Annotated in this window: 13 protein-coding genes and 1 pseudogene; 9 read left to right on the forward strand and 5 right to left on the reverse strand. The window is 69.5% G+C overall.

Features of this window, described 5'->3' with window-relative positions; translation table 11 throughout:
* Positions 1-346: 346 nt before the first annotated feature.
* Both F4554_RS20995 and F4554_RS21000 read left to right on the forward strand, forming a co-directional pair.
* Positions 347-772, forward strand: coding sequence for a response regulator (locus F4554_RS20995; RefSeq protein WP_179789153.1), 426 nt, complete (start codon positions 347-349; stop codon positions 770-772).
* Positions 773-827: 55 nt separating this feature from the next.
* The gene (locus F4554_RS21000; protein ID WP_337796136.1) at positions 828-1994 is read left to right on the forward strand and encodes a glycoside hydrolase family 5 protein; all 1167 of its coding nucleotides are present in this window, start codon (positions 828-830) and stop codon (positions 1992-1994) included.
* 269 nt (positions 1995-2263) lie between these two features.
* Here F4554_RS21000 and F4554_RS21005 read toward each other — a convergent pair whose 3' ends face one another.
* Together F4554_RS21005 and F4554_RS21010 are read right to left on the reverse strand one after the other, a co-directional pair.
* On the reverse strand, positions 2264-3952 hold the full coding sequence (locus F4554_RS21005; protein ID WP_179789155.1) for a histidine kinase: 1689 nt from the start codon (positions 3950-3952) through the stop codon (positions 2264-2266).
* The gene (locus F4554_RS21010; RefSeq protein ID WP_092654211.1) at positions 3949-4596 is read right to left on the reverse strand and encodes a response regulator; all 648 of its coding nucleotides are present in this window, start codon (positions 4594-4596) and stop codon (positions 3949-3951) included. Before F4554_RS21010 ends, F4554_RS21005 begins: the two co-directional genes overlap by 4 nt.
* 448 nt (positions 4597-5044) lie before the next feature.
* Between F4554_RS21010 and F4554_RS34110 the strand changes: the two are divergent.
* The 7 genes and pseudogenes from F4554_RS34110 to F4554_RS33735 all read left to right on the forward strand — a co-directional run.
* Positions 5045-5461, forward strand: a pseudogene (locus F4554_RS34110) (GtrA family protein); the annotation flags it as partial.
* Between the two features lie 13 nt (positions 5462-5474).
* Complete coding sequence (locus tag F4554_RS21015; RefSeq protein WP_337796137.1) at positions 5475-6896, forward strand: glycosyltransferase; 1422 nt, start codon at positions 5475-5477, stop codon at positions 6894-6896.
* Entirely contained in the window at positions 6883-8484 is a 1602-nt protein-coding gene (locus F4554_RS21020; protein WP_337796138.1) for an ArnT family glycosyltransferase, read from the forward strand. Before F4554_RS21015 ends, F4554_RS21020 begins: the two co-directional genes overlap by 14 nt.
* A 44-nt stretch (positions 8485-8528) precedes the next feature.
* Positions 8529-9959, forward strand: coding sequence for a hypothetical protein (locus F4554_RS21025; RefSeq protein ID WP_179789157.1), 1431 nt, complete (start codon positions 8529-8531; stop codon positions 9957-9959).
* Positions 9960-10049: 90 nt separating this feature from the next.
* On the forward strand, positions 10050-10493 hold the full coding sequence (locus F4554_RS21030; RefSeq protein WP_179789158.1) for a hypothetical protein: 444 nt from the start codon (positions 10050-10052) through the stop codon (positions 10491-10493).
* Positions 10486-12399 (forward strand): PAS domain S-box protein, encoded by a 1914-nt coding sequence (locus F4554_RS21035; RefSeq protein ID WP_179789159.1) that lies wholly within the window; start codon positions 10486-10488, stop codon positions 12397-12399. Before F4554_RS21030 ends, F4554_RS21035 begins: the two co-directional genes overlap by 8 nt.
* Before the next feature lie 58 nt (positions 12400-12457).
* Positions 12458-13162: a response regulator gene (locus tag F4554_RS33735; protein ID WP_179789160.1), complete on the forward strand. Its 705-nt coding sequence runs from the start codon at positions 12458-12460 to the stop codon at positions 13160-13162.
* Positions 13163-13207: 45 nt separating this feature from the next.
* Here F4554_RS33735 and F4554_RS21045 read toward each other — a convergent pair whose 3' ends face one another.
* The 3 genes from F4554_RS21045 to F4554_RS21055 form a co-directional block, all read right to left on the reverse strand.
* Complete coding sequence (locus F4554_RS21045; protein ID WP_179789161.1) at positions 13208-13702, reverse strand: DUF6912 family protein; 495 nt, start codon at positions 13700-13702, stop codon at positions 13208-13210.
* A gap of 118 nt (positions 13703-13820) precedes the next feature.
* Positions 13821-14855, reverse strand: a complete 1035-nt coding sequence (locus F4554_RS21050) for a patatin-like phospholipase family protein (protein ID WP_179789162.1) — start codon at positions 14853-14855, stop codon at positions 13821-13823.
* A gap of 36 nt (positions 14856-14891) precedes the next feature.
* Entirely contained in the window at positions 14892-16334 is a 1443-nt protein-coding gene (locus F4554_RS21055; RefSeq protein ID WP_179789163.1) for a WS/DGAT/MGAT family O-acyltransferase, read from the reverse strand.
* Positions 16335-16386: the final 52 nt, after the last annotated feature.

Consider the following 16386-nt stretch of genomic DNA (forward strand, 5'->3'; position numbering starts at 1 on the left):
TACCTACGTAGCCCGGTGAGGTCAACGGGTCACGCGGGGTTCCCGCCGGACCGGTTCTGGCCCGCCTGACATGGGCCGCCGGGGAGTGGGACGGACGGCGGCCAGGCGGTGGATTCGCCGGCGCCCCGCGAAAACCCCGCCCGCGTCGTCCAAACGAACTACTCCGCTCTCGGCCAAACGAATCAACCGCCGGGCGCAGTTGGCCGACATTCATCTGGACTAGTCGCCGGCCACATTTGAGCGACCAGAAGTTCGACCGCGCGTACGACGACTCACCCGCTTCGGCTCACTAGGTTTTTCAGCGTTCGGATCGCCATTGCCGGGAGGAGTCATTCGAAGAACTCGTGTGGTCGTCGTCGGCAATCATCCGGAACTGGTCGATGCACTGGTCGACCTACTGACCGATGAGCCAGACCTCGAACTGCTCGGGGTTGCCGGCAACAGCGAGGAAGTACTCGCACTGGTGCAGGCACCACGCGCACCCGACGTACTTCTGTTCGACATCGAGTCGTACATGCAAGTGGACATCGAGTCGCACAGCCAGTCGCACATCGAGTCGAACGCAGAGTCGACCGGCAGCAAAGATGCTCCGGTCGTCAAAGACCTAAGCCGCCGTCTACCGAATACCCGATTAGTAGCGCTGTCGAACTACGACGACATCGCCGCCGTTAGACAGACCCTCGAAGCCGGATTCCACCGACACGTGAGTAAGCGGTTCGTCGAGCAGGATCTGGCAGCAATTCTTAAGGAGGAGCATGCTAACCTGGGTTAGTTCTCGTTACCGAAAGACCTCCAAGCGTGGTCGAGTCGCCGTATTGTTGGTCCCCGTGATCGTGTCGTTGATCGTTGGTGTGGTCGCGGCGTTCGCGCCAAAGCCCGGAACTGCTCCGGGGGCTGACGATGCCACCGCAGGCGGTAGCGCCAAGATCCAGACCCCGTTGCACACGGACGGACCGAACATCGTCGACGCCAGTGGCAAGAAGGTCAATCTGACCGGTGTCAACTGGTTCGGCTTCGAGACGGAGACGTTCGTGCCGCACGGTCTGTGGGCCCGTAACTGGAAGAGCATGCTCGACCAGATCCGGTCCACCGGTTTCAACACCATCCGGTTGCCCTACTCCAACCAGATGTTCGACAAGGAAAGCAAGCCCACCGGGATCAACTACAAGCTGAACCCGGACCTCAAGGGGCTCAAGGGCCTTCCGCTGATGGACAAGATCGTGAAGGGCGCGACCGACCGCGGCCTCATGGTCCTGCTCGACCGGCACCGTCCGACCGCGCAGGCGCAGAGCGAGCTGTGGTACACCCCGCAGGTCAGCGAGAAGCGCTGGATCGACGACTGGACGATGCTCGCCAAGCACTACAAGAGCGACCCGCGGGTCATCGGTGCCGACCTGCACAACGAACCGCGTGGCCAGGCCACCTGGGGCACCGGCGTGAAGAGCACCGACTGGCGCCTCGCCGCCGAGCGGGCCGGTAACGCCGTCCTGAAGGCCAACCCGAACTGGCTGGTCGCCGTCGAGGGTGTCGAGTCCTACAAGAACGACTACTACTGGTGGGGCGGCAACCTGGCGGGTGCGAAGCAGAACCCGGTCCGGCTGGCGAAGAACGACAAGCTGGTCTACGCGCCGCACGACTACGGCCCCGGTGTCTACCAGCAGAAGTGGTTCCAGGCGCCCAACTACCCGAACAACCTTCCGGGTGTCTGGGAGAAGCACTGGGCGTTCCTGAAGGACAAGACCCCGCTGCTGCTGGGTGAGTTCGGTGGCAAGTCGGTCAGCCCGAAGACCACCGAGGGCAAGTGGCAGCACGCCACGGTCGCCTTCGCCAAGAAGCATGGCCTGAACTACACCTACTGGTCGTGGAACGCCAACTCCGGTGACACCGGCGGTGTTCTGAAGAACGACTGGAAGACCGTGGACAAGGCCAAGCTCCAGATGCTGCGGCAGTACCAGGCGCCGCTCGCGGAGGTGCCCACCGCCGACAAGCGGTGATCTCCGCGGTACCGAACGGCCGAACCGGTCAACGGTAGGGCCAGACAGGCTCAGTAGGTACGCGAAGTAGGGAACAGCGGCGGGTCCCGGGCATCACAGCCCGGGACCCGCCGTCTGTGTCTGTGCGGTCCCGGGCATCACAGCCCGGGACCCGCCGTCTGTGTCTGTGCGGTCCCGGGCATCACAGCCCGGGACCCGCCGTCTGTGTCTGTGCTCCCGGACGTGAGTGCGTCCGGGACCGCCGTCGTACCGGAACCCTGCTGCCCTGCTCACGGCCACAGGCCGGTCGGCGCCCGGGCCACGATCCGGGTGCCCTCCCCCGGCGCACTGTGGATCTCCAGCGTCCCGCCCAGCTCGCTGACCCGTTCCCGCATCGACCGCAGGCCGAGGTGTCCCGGGTAGGACGCGCCCGGGTCGAAACCCACACCGTCGTCGGCCACCTCGAGGGTGAGCGCCGTGGGGCTGGCCTCCAGGCGTACGAGCACGTTTCGCGCGTTGGCATGCTTCGCGGCGTTCTGCAACGCCTCCTGGGCGATGCGGTACAACGTCTGTTTCACCTTGAACGCCCCGGCCGGCTCGTTGCCCAGAACGGCTCGCGTCCGGACACCGTGGCGCACCCGGAACGCTGCCAGCTGCTTGCCGAGCGCGGCCACCAGGCCCTCCTCGGCCAGTGCCTGTGGGCGCAGCTCGAAGATCAGTGCCCGCATGTCGGCCAGGCCCGCCTCGGCCAGCTGCAGGACGTAGGCGAGCGGCTGGTCGATGCGCTCGGGCTCCTGACCGATCGACTCCCGCGCGGTGCGGGCGCCGAGCGCGATGCCGTACAACGCCTGCGACACCGAGTCGTGGAGCTCCCGCGCCAGCCGTTGCCGCTCCTCCTGCGCGGCCTTCTCCTGCGCCGAGGCGACCAGGTGCGAGCTGTCCACCGTCATCGCGGCCTTGCCCGCCACCATGGACAGGTACGCGAGTTCCCGGCGACCGGGGTAGGACCCGGCCGGGCACAGGCAGCACAGCACCCCGAGCACGACACCGCGCGACATCAGGGGCACACACACCAGCGCCGTCGTCCGGCGGTGCGCACCCACCCCACCCCCGCCTTCGGAATGGACGTGCTGGTGCACGATCGGTGCCCTGGAGGCGACGGCGGCCTGGGCGACGTTCGGCGCCGCGCCGGCGGCGCTGTCCTCCAGCAACTCCGTCGGACCGGCACCGGCGGCCCGGCGCAAGGTGAGGTTGTCGTCCAGCAGGTAGATCGCCGCCGCCAGACCACCGGTGCCGGTGAGGGCGGCCGCGCTCAGCTGTCGCAGCGTCTGGGGCAGCGGTTCGCCGCCAGCCGCGCCGAGCACCGCCGCCGCCAGCTCCAGCTCGGCGCTGGCCCGGTCGTGCTCCACGGCCATTCCTGCCGCGCCGGCGAACAGACCTGCCGTGCGCACGTCGCCGGGCCCGTAGCGGCGGCTCTCGGTGCTCTCCGTGGTGCCGGTGCTGTCGGTGCTGCCGGTACCCGCGACGTCGGCCACCTCGATCACGCCGCCGGGACGGGCGCGGCCCGGTATCGGCACCACCAGCACCGGGCCGAGGACCGAACCCGACCAGGCGGTCGCCTGCCCGGAGTCGGCGATCACGGCCTCGCACCGGCGCAGCGCCTCGCCCGCCAAGGAGTCCGTCACCGGCACGCTGGTGCCGACAAGGTCCGGTCGCACCCGGCCGTCGGCCGCCCGGACCACCAGGGTGCCGTCGCGTTCCAGGGTCGAGACCGCGCAGGCCGTGGCGTCCAGACCGCGCCGCACGCCGCGGGCCACCAGCCGCAGCACCGAGTCGCGGTCGAGCTCCCCGTGCAGCAGGGCGTCGTTGACATCGGCGACGTCGGCTGCGGTCGCGGTGGGCACCGCGGGTGGTGCCGTCGTCCGGGCCGCCTCCGGTGCGACGCCGGCGACTCCGCTGACCACCGTGGGACCGGTCACGCCTGCGCCAGCTCGTGGGTGGACACCAGACCGGTCTGCACCGCGTACAACGCGGCCTGCGTCCTGCTCTGCACGTCCAGTTTGCGAAGAATGCTGCTGACGTACGTCTTGACGGTCTGCTGCCCGATCGACAGCTCGCGCGCGACCTCCTTGTTGGACCGGCCGCGGGCCAGCAGGATCAGCACCTCCACCTCGCGCCGGGTCAGCGGTCCGGGCGCGTTCGTCACCCGCATGTCGCGCACCAGCCGGGCCGCCGCGGCCGGTGACAGGTGGACCTGCCCGGCGGCCGCCGCACGCACGGCCCGGCGCAGCCCGTCGGCGTCGGTGTCCTTGAGCAGGTAACCGATCGCGCCGGAACGCAGTGCGTCCACCACAAGGTGGTCCTCGAGGAAACTGGTCAGCGCGACCACCTCGACATCGGGCAGCTCACGCCGGATCGCCGCGGTGGCACTGATGCCGTCCATCACCGGCATGAGCAGGTCCATCAGCACGACGTCCGGTGTGACCTTGTGTGCCAGTTCGACGGCCTCACGTCCGTTTCGCGCCTCCCCCACCACTTCGATGCCGTCGTCCAGCTTCAGGAACATCATCAGTCCCTGCCGCACGACAGCGTGGTCCTCCGCGATCAGCAGACGGACAGTCATCGGCCCCTCCCGCCCCCAGGCGATGCCGTTCCTACCTCCACGGTACGGCCCGCACGGGGGACGTGAGCCCTGCCGGCGTAGTCCCCCGCACGCCCGGTTGCCAGATCGACAGCGTACCGTCCCGGCACCTCACGGCCGGGCGGCTTCCGCGGCGGCGAGGACCCTCCACAGGCGATGCGCGAACGCCGCGAACCCGCCCCTGCCCGGCGTCAAGAGCGCCTTGCGCCGCACCTCGCCCAGGCCCCTACGGCGATGCTCCGGAGGCGTTCTTGTCCGGACTTCTCCTGACCTGGTGGGCGTTCGCGACGCCCGTCACCGGGAGGAGGGAGGCATGGACTCCCCCGAAGGGGGGTGGCGATCGCGGATGGCCGGGGGAGGTGCGTGGCGCTGCGTCAACAGAGGATTGCGATGGACGAACCAAGCGGACCGTCATGGGGGGCGGCGCCTCATGTGCGCCCACGGGCTTTCTCTTACGCGTGCGTACCAGCGATGTTGGCGACGCGCCGCCAGGCTGATCCTCGATCCGAGGGTATGGCGGTTCTCCGTCGTCGGGCTGGTGGGAGCGGGCGTGAACACGCTCGCCCTTCATCTGATCCACGGCGTCCTCCGCGTGCCGCTCGTCCCGGCGTCGGTGATGGCCACCGAACTGGCGATCGCCAACAACTACGTACTGAACGAGGTCTGGACGTTCGGCTCCAGGCAGGCGTCCCTCCTCCGCTTCACGAAGTTCAACGCCACCGCTCTGGTCGCCCTCTCCGTGAACGTCACGGTCGTGTGGGCACTGGACAGGTTCGGGATCTTCTACCTGGTCGGAAACGTCGTCGGCATCGCGGCCGCGATGGGCATCAACCTCGCCGTCAGTGCGACATGGATATGGGGTGGCAAGAAGGATGGAGTCGTTCATCTTCGCGGGCCTGGTGGGGATCTCTCTCCTGCTGAGCGTCCAGGCGGCGCACACCTTGTACCTGATGATCTACACCTGGGACCAGCCGCCGAACGAGAGCAACGCGGCCCCCGAACATTTCGCCGCTCCGGCCCTGTCCTTCACCGCGATTCTTCCGGCCCGGCACGAAGAAGAGGTCATCGCGACGACCGTCGACCGGATCGTGCACAGTAACTACCCCATGCACCTGCTGCAGGTGCTGGTGGTGTGCTCGGCCGACGACACCGGCACCATCGCGGCGGTGCGCGGCAAGATCGAGGACCTGCGCTACGAGGGTATCGACAACGCCTCGCTCGTGGTCTTCGACGACCAGCCGATCAACAAGCCGCACGGGCTCAACTGCGCGCTGCGGCAGGCGCGCGGTGACGTGCTCACGATCTTCGACGCCGAGGACGAGATGCACCCGGACATCCTGAGGGTGGTCAACACCGTGATGGTGCGCGAACGGGTCAACGTGGTGCAGTCCGGCGTGCAGTTGATGAACTACAGCACCAACTGGTACTCGACCTTCAACGTGCTGGAGTACTTCTTCTGGTTCAAGAGCCGCCTGCACCACCACGCGAAGCACGGTTCGATCCCGCTCGGCGGCAACACCTGCTTCTTCAACCGGAAGCTGATGGAGTACCTCGGCGGCTGGGACGAGACCAACCTCACCGAGGACGCCGACATCGGCCTGCGGGTCTGTGCGATGGGCGAGCCGATCCGGGTGATCTACGACGACAGGTACGTCACCAAGGAGGAGACTCCCCCGACGCTCGGCAGCTTCGTCCGGCAGCGCACCCGCTGGAACCAGGGGTTCATGCAGACGCTGCGCAAGGGCACCTGGAAGAAGCTGCCCACCCGGCGTCAACGCTTCCTTGCGTGCTACACCCTGGCCTTCCCGTACGCCCAGGCCATGCTCGGCGTCTACACCCCGCTCGCGGTCGGGATGATGCTCTTCCTGCACGCCCCGGTCGGGGTGGCGCTGCTGTCCTTCCTGCCGGTGTTGTTGCTGGCCGCGCACTTCCTCACCGCCGTGGTCGGTCTGCACGAGTTCACCGAGGCACACGGCATGAAGCCGAGCCCCGCACTGACGCTGAAGATGGCGCTCACCTGGATCCCGTACCAGTTCGTGATGGCCTACGCCTCGGTGCGAGCGCTGCGCCGGCAGATGGCCGGACGCGGGGACTGGGAGAAGACCCAGCACGTCGGTGCCCACCGCGGCGCCGGTCCGGACCGCACCCGGCCCGCCGGCACCGCGGACGCGTTCGGCAACCCCGGCGCGGTCCGGCGCTCGCGTGACCCGGGCGCCGCCCGGACCGCCGACCTGCCGGCCGTCGAGACCCCGAGGAAGGCGATGCGCAGTGGCAGCAGCTGACGTCGCTACGGCGACCCCCAAACCCGCGCTCGGGGAACGGATGCGGCAGCGGCCCAACCTGTTGCTGCTGATCTCCCTGGTGAGCGGGGCGATCACGCACGCCTACCACACGTTCCTCTATCCGCTGTACATCACCGACGAGGGCATCTACACCCAGCAGGCATGGGCCGTACTGCGCGAGCATGCCCTGTCGCCGTACACCTACTTCTACGACCACGCGCCCTTCGGCTGGCTGGTGATGGCGGCCTGGGCCAACGTCCTTCCCAACCAGTTCGAGGCGTTCGGCAACCCGATCAACACGATGCGGGTGCTGATGGTGATCGCGCACGTGATCAGCACCGGCCTGCTGTTCGGCATCGTCCGCAGGTTCTGCGACAGTTCGGCCGGCGCGTTCCTCGCCTGCTTCATCTTCAACTTCTCCCCGCTCGCGGTGTACTACCAGCGCCAGGTCCTGCTGGACAACCTGATGGTGGTCTGGGTGCTGCTGGCGGTCTATCTCATCGCCCGCAAGGGCGACCGGGTGGTCACCGCGGTGTCGGCCGGCCTGGCGTTCGGCCTGGCGATGGTCACCAAGGAGAACGCGGTCTTCTTCCTTCCGGCGCTGGCCTACATGGCGCACAAGTACTCCAAGGACAGCCGGAGCCGGAGGTTCCAGACCAGCTTCTGGTGGTTCGGCGCCGGCATCCCGGTGGGGTTCTACCTGTTGTTCTCCGCGCTGCGCAACGAACTGCTGCCGAGCGGGATGAACTTCAACCTGAACGCACCGCAGGCCAAGCACGTGTCCTTGCTGTACACGATCTGGTGGCAGTCCAACCGGACCGGCATCTCCGGCCGGGAGCTGTTCGTCCGGCTGCTGGAGAACTCCTGGATGTCGCGCGACTCGATCATCCTCATCGGCGGGGTGATCGCGGTCGTGGTGGTGCTGATCCTCTGGTCGCAGGACAAGTCCCGCACCGGCTACCTCGTGGCCGCGTTGATGGCGCTCGGCTACGGCGTCTACATGGCCCGCGGGAGCGTATTGCTGGACTTCTACATCGTGCCGATGATCCCGGTGCTCGCGATGAACGCCGGGCTGGTGTTCGGCACCCTGATGAAGTCGGTGCCCCGCCCGCTGCAGGTGGCCACGACCACCGCCATCGTGGCCGCGGCGCTGGTCATCCCGGGTGGGTACTTCCTGTCCCACAACACGCAGGGACAGGTCCAGGTCCACGACCTGTACCACCTGCAGGTCACGCCGCTGCAGAACCAGCAGGTGGCGTGGGTGCGGGCCAACATACCGGCGAACGCCCGGATCATCATCGACGACGACATCTGGACCACACTGCACGACGTGCCGCCGTACTTCCCGCGCGCGCACTCGCACTTCAAGGCGGCCTCGGACCCGGCCGTCCGCGACAAGTTGTTCCGGAGGAACTGGGCGAACATCGACTACGTCGTCATGTCCAACAAGATGCGACAGGCCATGGAACGCAACAACACCGGTGGCCAGGAGCAGTGGATGCTCGACGCGATCGACCAGCACGGCGAACGCGTGTGGGACCTCAACCGAGGCAACATCCATCTCTCCGTCTACCGGATCGTCAAGTGACCACCCGCCCTGCTGGGGGGCGCTGGGTGAAACGGGAGTGAACGATGAACATGTCGAAATGGACCTGGAAACAGATCCTGATCGTTACGGTCGTCGCGTTGGCCGTCATCTCGATCGCGCGGTCGATCCTCCCTTCGTCCGGCGGCAAGGGAGACGCCGTCGACCTCACCGGTCAGGGCTCGGGCAGGACCACCGAGGTGAAGGTACCCGAGGTACGCCAGCCGACGAAGATCGTGCGGTTCAACGGCCACAAGGTGCCCGTCGGCGCCGGGCCGGTGGCGGTCCTCAACCCGGCGCTGGCCAAGCCGGGCGGACAGGTGGGCGTCAACGGCTCGGGCTTCGACAAGGGCGCCCGCGTCGACGTGATGCTGTCCACCGGCGCGGCCAAGGCCACCGGCAAGGGCAAGGGCAAGGGCAAGGCGAAGGCCCAGGCCCTGAACAAGGGAAGGGTGGTCGCCTCCGCGCGGGCCAACCGCGACGGCGTGGTCAACGCCAACTTCACCTACCCGGTCGGCGTCGCCAACCAGGGTGGCACGCAGACCGTCACCCTGGCGCAGGTCGGCAGCCCGACCAAGGTGGCCAAGGCACAGCTCAGCGCACAGTCCGGCGTCGGGCTGATGGCGCTCAGCGACGAGGTGGGAACGCCGGGAACGCAACTCCAGGTTGACGCCGAGGGCTTCGCACCCAACGAGCCCATCAAGGTCTACTGGGGCCGGATCAGCGGCGTTCCCAGCTCCATGCTGCGGGCCGACCCGGCGGGCCGGCTGTCCCACGCCTCGCTGCGGGTCGGCGTGGGTGCGGTCGGCCAGAACACCGTCATCCTGGTGGGCGCGAAGAGCAAGACGACCGCGCTAGCACCGTTCCAGCTGCTGCGGCAATACCCCATGGTGCTGACCAAGCCGTTCACGGCAAGGGCCAACCAGACGATCAACCTGACAGGTAAGGGTTTCGCGCCGAACGAACGGGTGCTCGGCTACTTCAACAGCCCGCAGGGCATGCCGGTGATGACGATGCGGGCCGCGGACAACGGCACCATCGGCGGAGTCGGGTTCAAGGTGCCGTACGGACTGTTCGGCCGGCAGTCGCTGGTTTTCGTGGGTGAGCAGTCCCGCGCCGCCACCAAGGCCGGGTTCCTTGCCCAGAAGTACATGCCGAGCGTTCGCGCCAGCACCTGGGGTGGCCTGCCGGGCACGATGCTGAACTTCTACGCGAAGGGCTTCGCACCGAACGAGGCGGTTCACGTCTTCGTGCAGGGTGAGCTCGTCGCGGCGTTCCGCGTCAACGAGAAGGGTTCCGCGCTCGCCTCCGGCACGTACACGATCCCGGCGGACGCCCAGAACAAGGTGGTCTTCAAGCTCGTCGGGGCCCGAAGTCAGGGCGTGGGCACGGCCACCGTCACCGTCGACAAGTCCGAGGGCAAGGTGCAGTTGCCTCCGCAGAAGAAGTACCGGCTGCCGGCGGACCTGAGGTACTGAACCGGCCTGGCCCGGCGGCAGTCGCCGGGCCAGGTACCTGGACCCGAACAGGAACCAGGCAGGAACCGGGCATGAGGGAGGTGCGTCGGCATGACCGACGTCTTCGGGCCCAACACACGCGGGGTACTCCACCTGATCTCGCACCTCAACCGCGTCACCGGTGCGCAGATCGACGAGGTGGTGGCCGCCTGGCGGCGGCAGTCCCGGTCCGAGCGGGCGCTGGCGTGGGCCTCGCTCGGGCACGGGACGACCCCGGCCGAACGCCGGGCGATCCTGGACGCCGCGGTCCAGGCCCGCCGGGACGCGATGGCGGCGGCCCAGCGCCACCAGCGCACGGAGTGGGCGTTCTGGGCCGCCGCGTGGGACGCCGCCGCCGCGGTCGCGGCGGGTGACCGGATGGAGGAGGAGAACTACCGCGTCCTGGTCGAACCGCTGGCCGCCGCGCTGCCCTGGCTGCGCGGCCGGACACCCACCCGGCTGAGCCGGTCCGGGCTGCAGGCCACGATCGCCTCCTTCGGTGGCCGCGATGGCTGATCAGTCCGTCCGGGTCGTCATCGCCGACGACGACCGCGCGCTGCGCGACGCGCTGGCCGACCTGATCTCGATGCAGTCCAACCTGGAGCTGGTCGGGCAGGCGGTGAGTCATCCCGACGCCGTACGCCTCGCGCTGCGGGACCGGCCGCGGGTCGTGGTGCTCGACGTCCGGATGCCCGGAGGCACCGCGCCGGCCAGCGTGCGCTCGATCCTGGACGGCAGCCCGACCACAGCGGTGCTGGTGCTGTCGGCGTACGAGGATCCCGGCAGCGCGGTGGACGTGCTGGCCGCCGGCGCCAGCGGCTACCTCGTCAAGGGCATCCCCGACGAGGAGATCCTGGAGGCCATCACCCGGGCCGCCCGCGGCCAGCTGAGCATCTCCGTTCCGCTGGCGCGCGAGTGCATCCAGGTGTTGCGCCGCAACCTGGAGAACGAACGCCGTACCGGCGCGGCGACCCTGCAGAACGCCAACACCCTGCGCCAGCTTCTGGACCGGGTGGGTGCGGCGGCGGTGCTGGTCGGCCCGGACGGCACCATCGAGACGGTCAACGCCCGCGTCCAGGAACTCTTCGGCTACCGCCGGATGGAGGTCGTCGGCGAGCCGATCACCAAGCTCGTACCGGCGTCGGGGTACGGCGAACCCGCCGACGAGGTGATCCACCGGCTGCTCGCCCGCGGCGGTGGTGAGGAGCAGGCGGAGGTGCACTTCACCGCGTCCGGGCGCCGCAAGGACGGCAACACCTTCCGGGTGGAGGTGTCGGCCAGCTCGATGGCGCACGGGCATCGCGGCGTCGCGGTGTTCCTGCGCGACATCACCGACCTCAGCCTCGCCGAGGCGCAGTACCAGCAGCTGTTCGAGTCCTCACCGGACGCCACCCTGATCGTGGACAGCTCCGGGGTGATCCGGCTGGTGAGCGCGGCGGCGGAGCAGATGTTCGGCTTCGCCCGCGAGGACCTCGTGAACCAGTCGGTGGACGTGCTCCTCCCCGACCACCCGGTGACGATCTACCGCCGGGAGACCGACGAGCCCCCGCACCGGGCCGGTGAGCCCACGGCACCGGAGGGCATGGAGCTGACCGGGCGGCGCCGCGACGGCACCGACTTCCCCGCCGACGTGAGCTTCGCCTGGATCCGTACCGAGGACGGCCCGCGGGTGATCCTCTCCGTACGGGACATGACGGAGTCGGCGGGATCACGCGCGGTCCTCGAACGCAGCGTGGAGGCCCTCCGCGCGGCCGGGCAGGAACACCGGCACGTCCTGGTCGACCTGGTGGGCGCGCAGGAACGCGAACGGCTGCGGATCGCGGCCGGCATCCACGACGACAGCCTGCAGGTGATCACCGCGGCGGCCCTGCGCCTGCAACAGCTCCGGCGCCGGCTGCGCGACCCCGAGGACCTGCGGGTGCTGGCCAAGCTGGAGGAGACGATCCGGCTGGCCGCCGACCGGCTCCGCCGGATGATCTTCGACTTCCGCCCGCCCGCCCTCGAGCAGGAGGGCCTGATGGCGGCCATGAACGTCTATCTCGAGCAGTTGCGCGCCGAGACCAGCCTGCGGTGCGTACTGGAGAGCCGAATGGAGGTGGAGCCGCCGCAGGAGACCCGGGTGCTGATCTACCGGATCGCCCAGGAGGCGTTGATGAACGTACGCGTACACGCCGAGGCCACCGAGCTGCGAGTCCGGCTCTCCGACGTGGAGGACGGGGTGCTCGTGGAGATCATCGACAACGGCGTGGGCTACAACCCGCTGGAGACCGAGGCCAAACCGGGGCATCTGGGACTGACGCTGATGCGTGACCGCGCCGAGATCGCCGGTGGGTGGTGCCGGGTGGAGAGCGCGCCCGGGTCCGGGACTACCGTGGAGTTCTGGGTCCCGCGGGAAGCGGGAATGACCGGAGGCGACCAGTGAGCGCGATGCCCGCGAGAACAACCCGTGCCCCAGAGCGTGAAGAGCCCGGGGACGGCCGGTGACCACCGAGCCGGACTCCGGGCCCGTTCAGGTCCTCATCGTCGAAGACCACCAGGTCGTCGCGGAGGGCCTCTCCGCGCTGCTCGACGAGCACCCCGGCCTGCACGTGCAGGGCTGGGCGCCGACGGTCGCCGACGCCACCCGCTCGGCCGAGCAGGAACGCGTCGACGTCGCCGTCCTGGACTTCTGGCTGCCCGACGGCAGCGGCGTGGACGCCGCGGCGGGCATCCGTCAGCACCGCCCCGAGGCGGCGGTGGTCTTCGTCAGCGCCGACGACAGCGACCAGGCGATGATCGCCGCGATCGAGGCCGGCGCGTCCGGCTACCTCATCAAGACCGCGAGCGGTGAGGAGATCGTGGAGGCGGTCCTTCGGGCGTCGGCCGGCGAGATGCTCATTCCCGCGTCGAAGCTGCACGAGCTTCTCACCCGCAGTCGCGAGGCCACCCGCGAACGCAGCGGCCGGGCGCAGGCGCTGGCCAGCCTCACCACCCGCGAGCGCGAGATCCTGGCGATGATGTCCAAGGGTCTGGACAACCGCGAGATCTCCACCCGGCTCAACATCGCCTACCCCACGGTGCGCAGCCACGTGCGGAAGGTCCTGGAGAAGCTCGGCGCCCGGTCGAAGCTGGAGGCGGTGGTGAAGGCGGCCGCGGCCGAGGAGCCCGAGGGCGCGCACCTCGAGGACGAGTCGCCCGCCGACTGACGTACCGGCGCCGTACGGACGTACGGACGCACCGGAGTACGAACGTCACTCCCTCAGCAGGTCGGCGATCTCCTGCCGGGCGTACCACAACAGCTCACGGCCCTCGGCCTCGTCCACCGCGAACCCGGCGTCCTCGTCACCGGCGTCGGCCTTGGCGACCGCCTCCGCCGCCGCGGCCACGACGTCCGCGGCCTCCACCTCGTCGACGTGCACGGCGGCCACCTTGTCCATCGGGATCGGTGCCTGCACCACGACCGCCGCGCGGCCACCGGCCCGGTCGGGAAGCACCAGTCCGTCCGGCGCGTCGGCGGCCACCACCACCCGGCGGCGCGGCGTGTCCGGGTCGAGGTACAGGCGCCGCAGCGACTCCCGGGCGGCTTCCATGGTCGCGGCGAACTCGAGCTCTTCCAGGTCACCCTCGGCGTACCACTCCCGAAGCTCCGGGGTGACCGCCGCGGCGGCCAGCGGTGGCGGGCCGAAGCCGCCCTGCGCGACGGCGCCCGCCAACTCGGTGAGCGTCACTCCGAGATACACCCGCATGCGCTGCGTCCTTCCTCTGCGCCGTCCGCCCGGGCTGCCTGTCCGAGCGCTCCGGCTGTCCGGACGAACGTAGCGTTATTGTCGGCCGAGCTGCCGGTCCGGGTGCGCGCGGGCGCGGTCAGGACCGGTCGCGGCGCCTGGCCTCCGACGCGTCGGCGTGGCGCTGCAGGTCTCGGTGCTTGCGGACGGGCCGGCCGTTGGCACGGTTGGTCCGCCGGCGGCGCATGCCCTGCACCGCGACCCGGCTGGTGCGCATCGAGGTCTCCAGCACGTCCAGCCGGCGGTGCTCGTCCATCGGGTTGGTGCCGAGCTTGGTGAGGTCCTCAGCGGTGGGGGCGATGACGGTGACCTTGGTGCCGTCGGCACGCAGCGCCTCGACCTCGCGGTTGAGCTGCCGGGTGAGCGAACGCCGCCAGTGCTGCAGCATCCACATCGACGGGCCCATCGACTCCGGGGACGCCATCCAGGCCAGCGGCGCGAGGACGAACACCTCGTCGAGGCGATGCCCGACGGCGAGGTCGACCGAGGCGATGGAGGACGTGCCGCCGTCGACGTATACCCGGCCACCGATCTCCACCGGGGCGAACCAGCCGGGGATCGCACAGGAAGCGGCCACCGCCTCCGAGGGGGTGGTGGCGAACTCCGAGTCGACGCCCAGGGCGACCCGGGCGCCGGCGTGGTAGTCCATGGCGACCACCTTCAGGTCTGGCTTGCGGGGCCACTCGGGGACGATCCCCGAGACCAGCCGGAGGAGTTCCTCCACCGAACCGCGGCCGCGCGGCACCAGGCCGGCCAGCACGACCGGTGCGCTGAGCAGGCGGCGGTCGCGGACCACCGAGGCGAGCAGCCGGGCCGAGCCCACCCCGGGCCAGGGTGTGGGCGGGCGGCCACCGAACGCGTAGTCGAAGTTGACGTCGTTCAGCAGGCTCCCGTCGAGCACCTCACCGCGCTGGTGGGCGCGCTGCTCCTCCGGGGTCACTCCGGCGGCGAGCAGGGCCGCGACCACCGAACCGGCGGACGTGCCCAGCAGGAAGTCGACCCTCGTCGCCTTGATCCCGGTCTCTTCCTCCAGCGCACAGAGTGCGCCGATCGTCCAGGCCGCGCCGAGGACGCCGCCGGCCCCGAGAACCAAGCCGCGTCGTGGGCCACTCATGGCGACCTCCTCACCCTGGCTCCGCGTCCTCATCTTTCAGTGTGCCTTTCCCCGCCGACGCTCGGGCTGAGTTGGCGGGGGCTCAACCAGGTCAACGGTCTCAACCAACTCGGCCAGGGCATCGGGGATGCACTGCGCGAGTACGTCGAGATCGGACATCGCGTCCCGGTCGCCGTTCAGACCGAAGCACACAGCGCCGTTGTACGAGGTCAGACCGATGGCCAGCGCCTGCCCCTTGGCAAGCGGAACGACCGGATACGTCCCGGTCATCGGCGTACCCGCGACGTACAGCGGGCTCTGCGGACCCGGGACGTTCGTGACCACCAGGTTGAAAATACGCCGGGACAGCGAACTCGCCACCCGGGCACCCATGGCGTGCAGCGTCGGCGGCGCGAAGCCCGCCATGCCCGCGAGCGCCCGGGCCCGCACGGCCCGTCCCGTCTCCTGGTGTGCCTTCATGGCGTACGACACCTGGTGCAACCGCATGGCCGGACTGCCCTCGCCGACCGGAAGGTCCACGATGTACTCCGCCACCCTGTTCTGTCCCTCGCCGGTGAGCACGCTCATCGGGACCAGGGCACGCACCGACGTGGTCGGCGGCACCCGCACTCCCCTGGTGAACAACCACGACCGCAGCGCACCGGCGATCGTGGCGAGCACCACGTCGTTGACGTCGCCACCCAGCCGGGCGCGGACGGCGCGATAGTCGTCCAGCGAGGTGTCCACGGTGGTGAACCGCCGCTGGGAGCTGATCGGAACATTGAGCGGGCTGCCCGGCGCCGGCCACGCGGCGGTGCTGAGGGCGGTGACCAGGCTGCCGGCAGCACTGCCGAGCCCGCGCACCAGTCGCCCGCCGGTGAACGGCAGCTCGGTCACGGTGTGCCGGGCGGTCTCCAGCAGGTCGGTCGGCCGGGAGACCGCGGACGCCACCGCTCCGGCGAGGAGTTCCAGGGACGTCGGCTCCGGGCTCGGCACCCAGTTGTCGGCCGGCGCCTCCGGCGCCTGCGGCTGCGGGTCCAGGACGACCTGGCCGATGTCGACGGCGCTGATCCCGTCGATGACCGCCTGGTGGGTCTTGGACACCAGCGCGAACCTGCCCTGCTCCAGGCCCTCGACGAGGTACATCTCCCACAGCGGGCGCTCGCGGTCCAGCGGCCGGCTCATCAGCCGGGCGACCAGCTCGTGCAGCCCGTCGGGCGTGCCCGGACGGGGCACCGCGGACCGGCGGACGTGGTAGGTGAGGTCGAAGTCCTCGTCGTCCACCCACACCGGGTTGGCGAGGTTGCCCGGGATCCGCCGGATCCGCTGGCGGTAACGGGGTACGTAGGCCAGGCGTTCGCGGACGAGGGAGAGCAGGGTGTCGTACCCGAACCCGTCCTCGGGTGTGTCGAACACGCTGACACTGCCCACGTGCATCGGCGTGGTCGGCTCCTCGAGGTAGAGGAACGACAGGTCGAGCGCGCTCAGCCGGTCCGGCATGGGCGTACCTCCCGATTCGTCAAGCCCCTCATCGTGACACGCCGACCGGCCC

Origin of the sequence: Actinopolymorpha rutila (assembly GCF_013407855.1) — a bacterium.
In the GTDB taxonomy this organism is placed as follows: domain Bacteria; phylum Actinomycetota; class Actinomycetes; order Propionibacteriales; family Actinopolymorphaceae; genus Actinopolymorpha; species Actinopolymorpha rutila.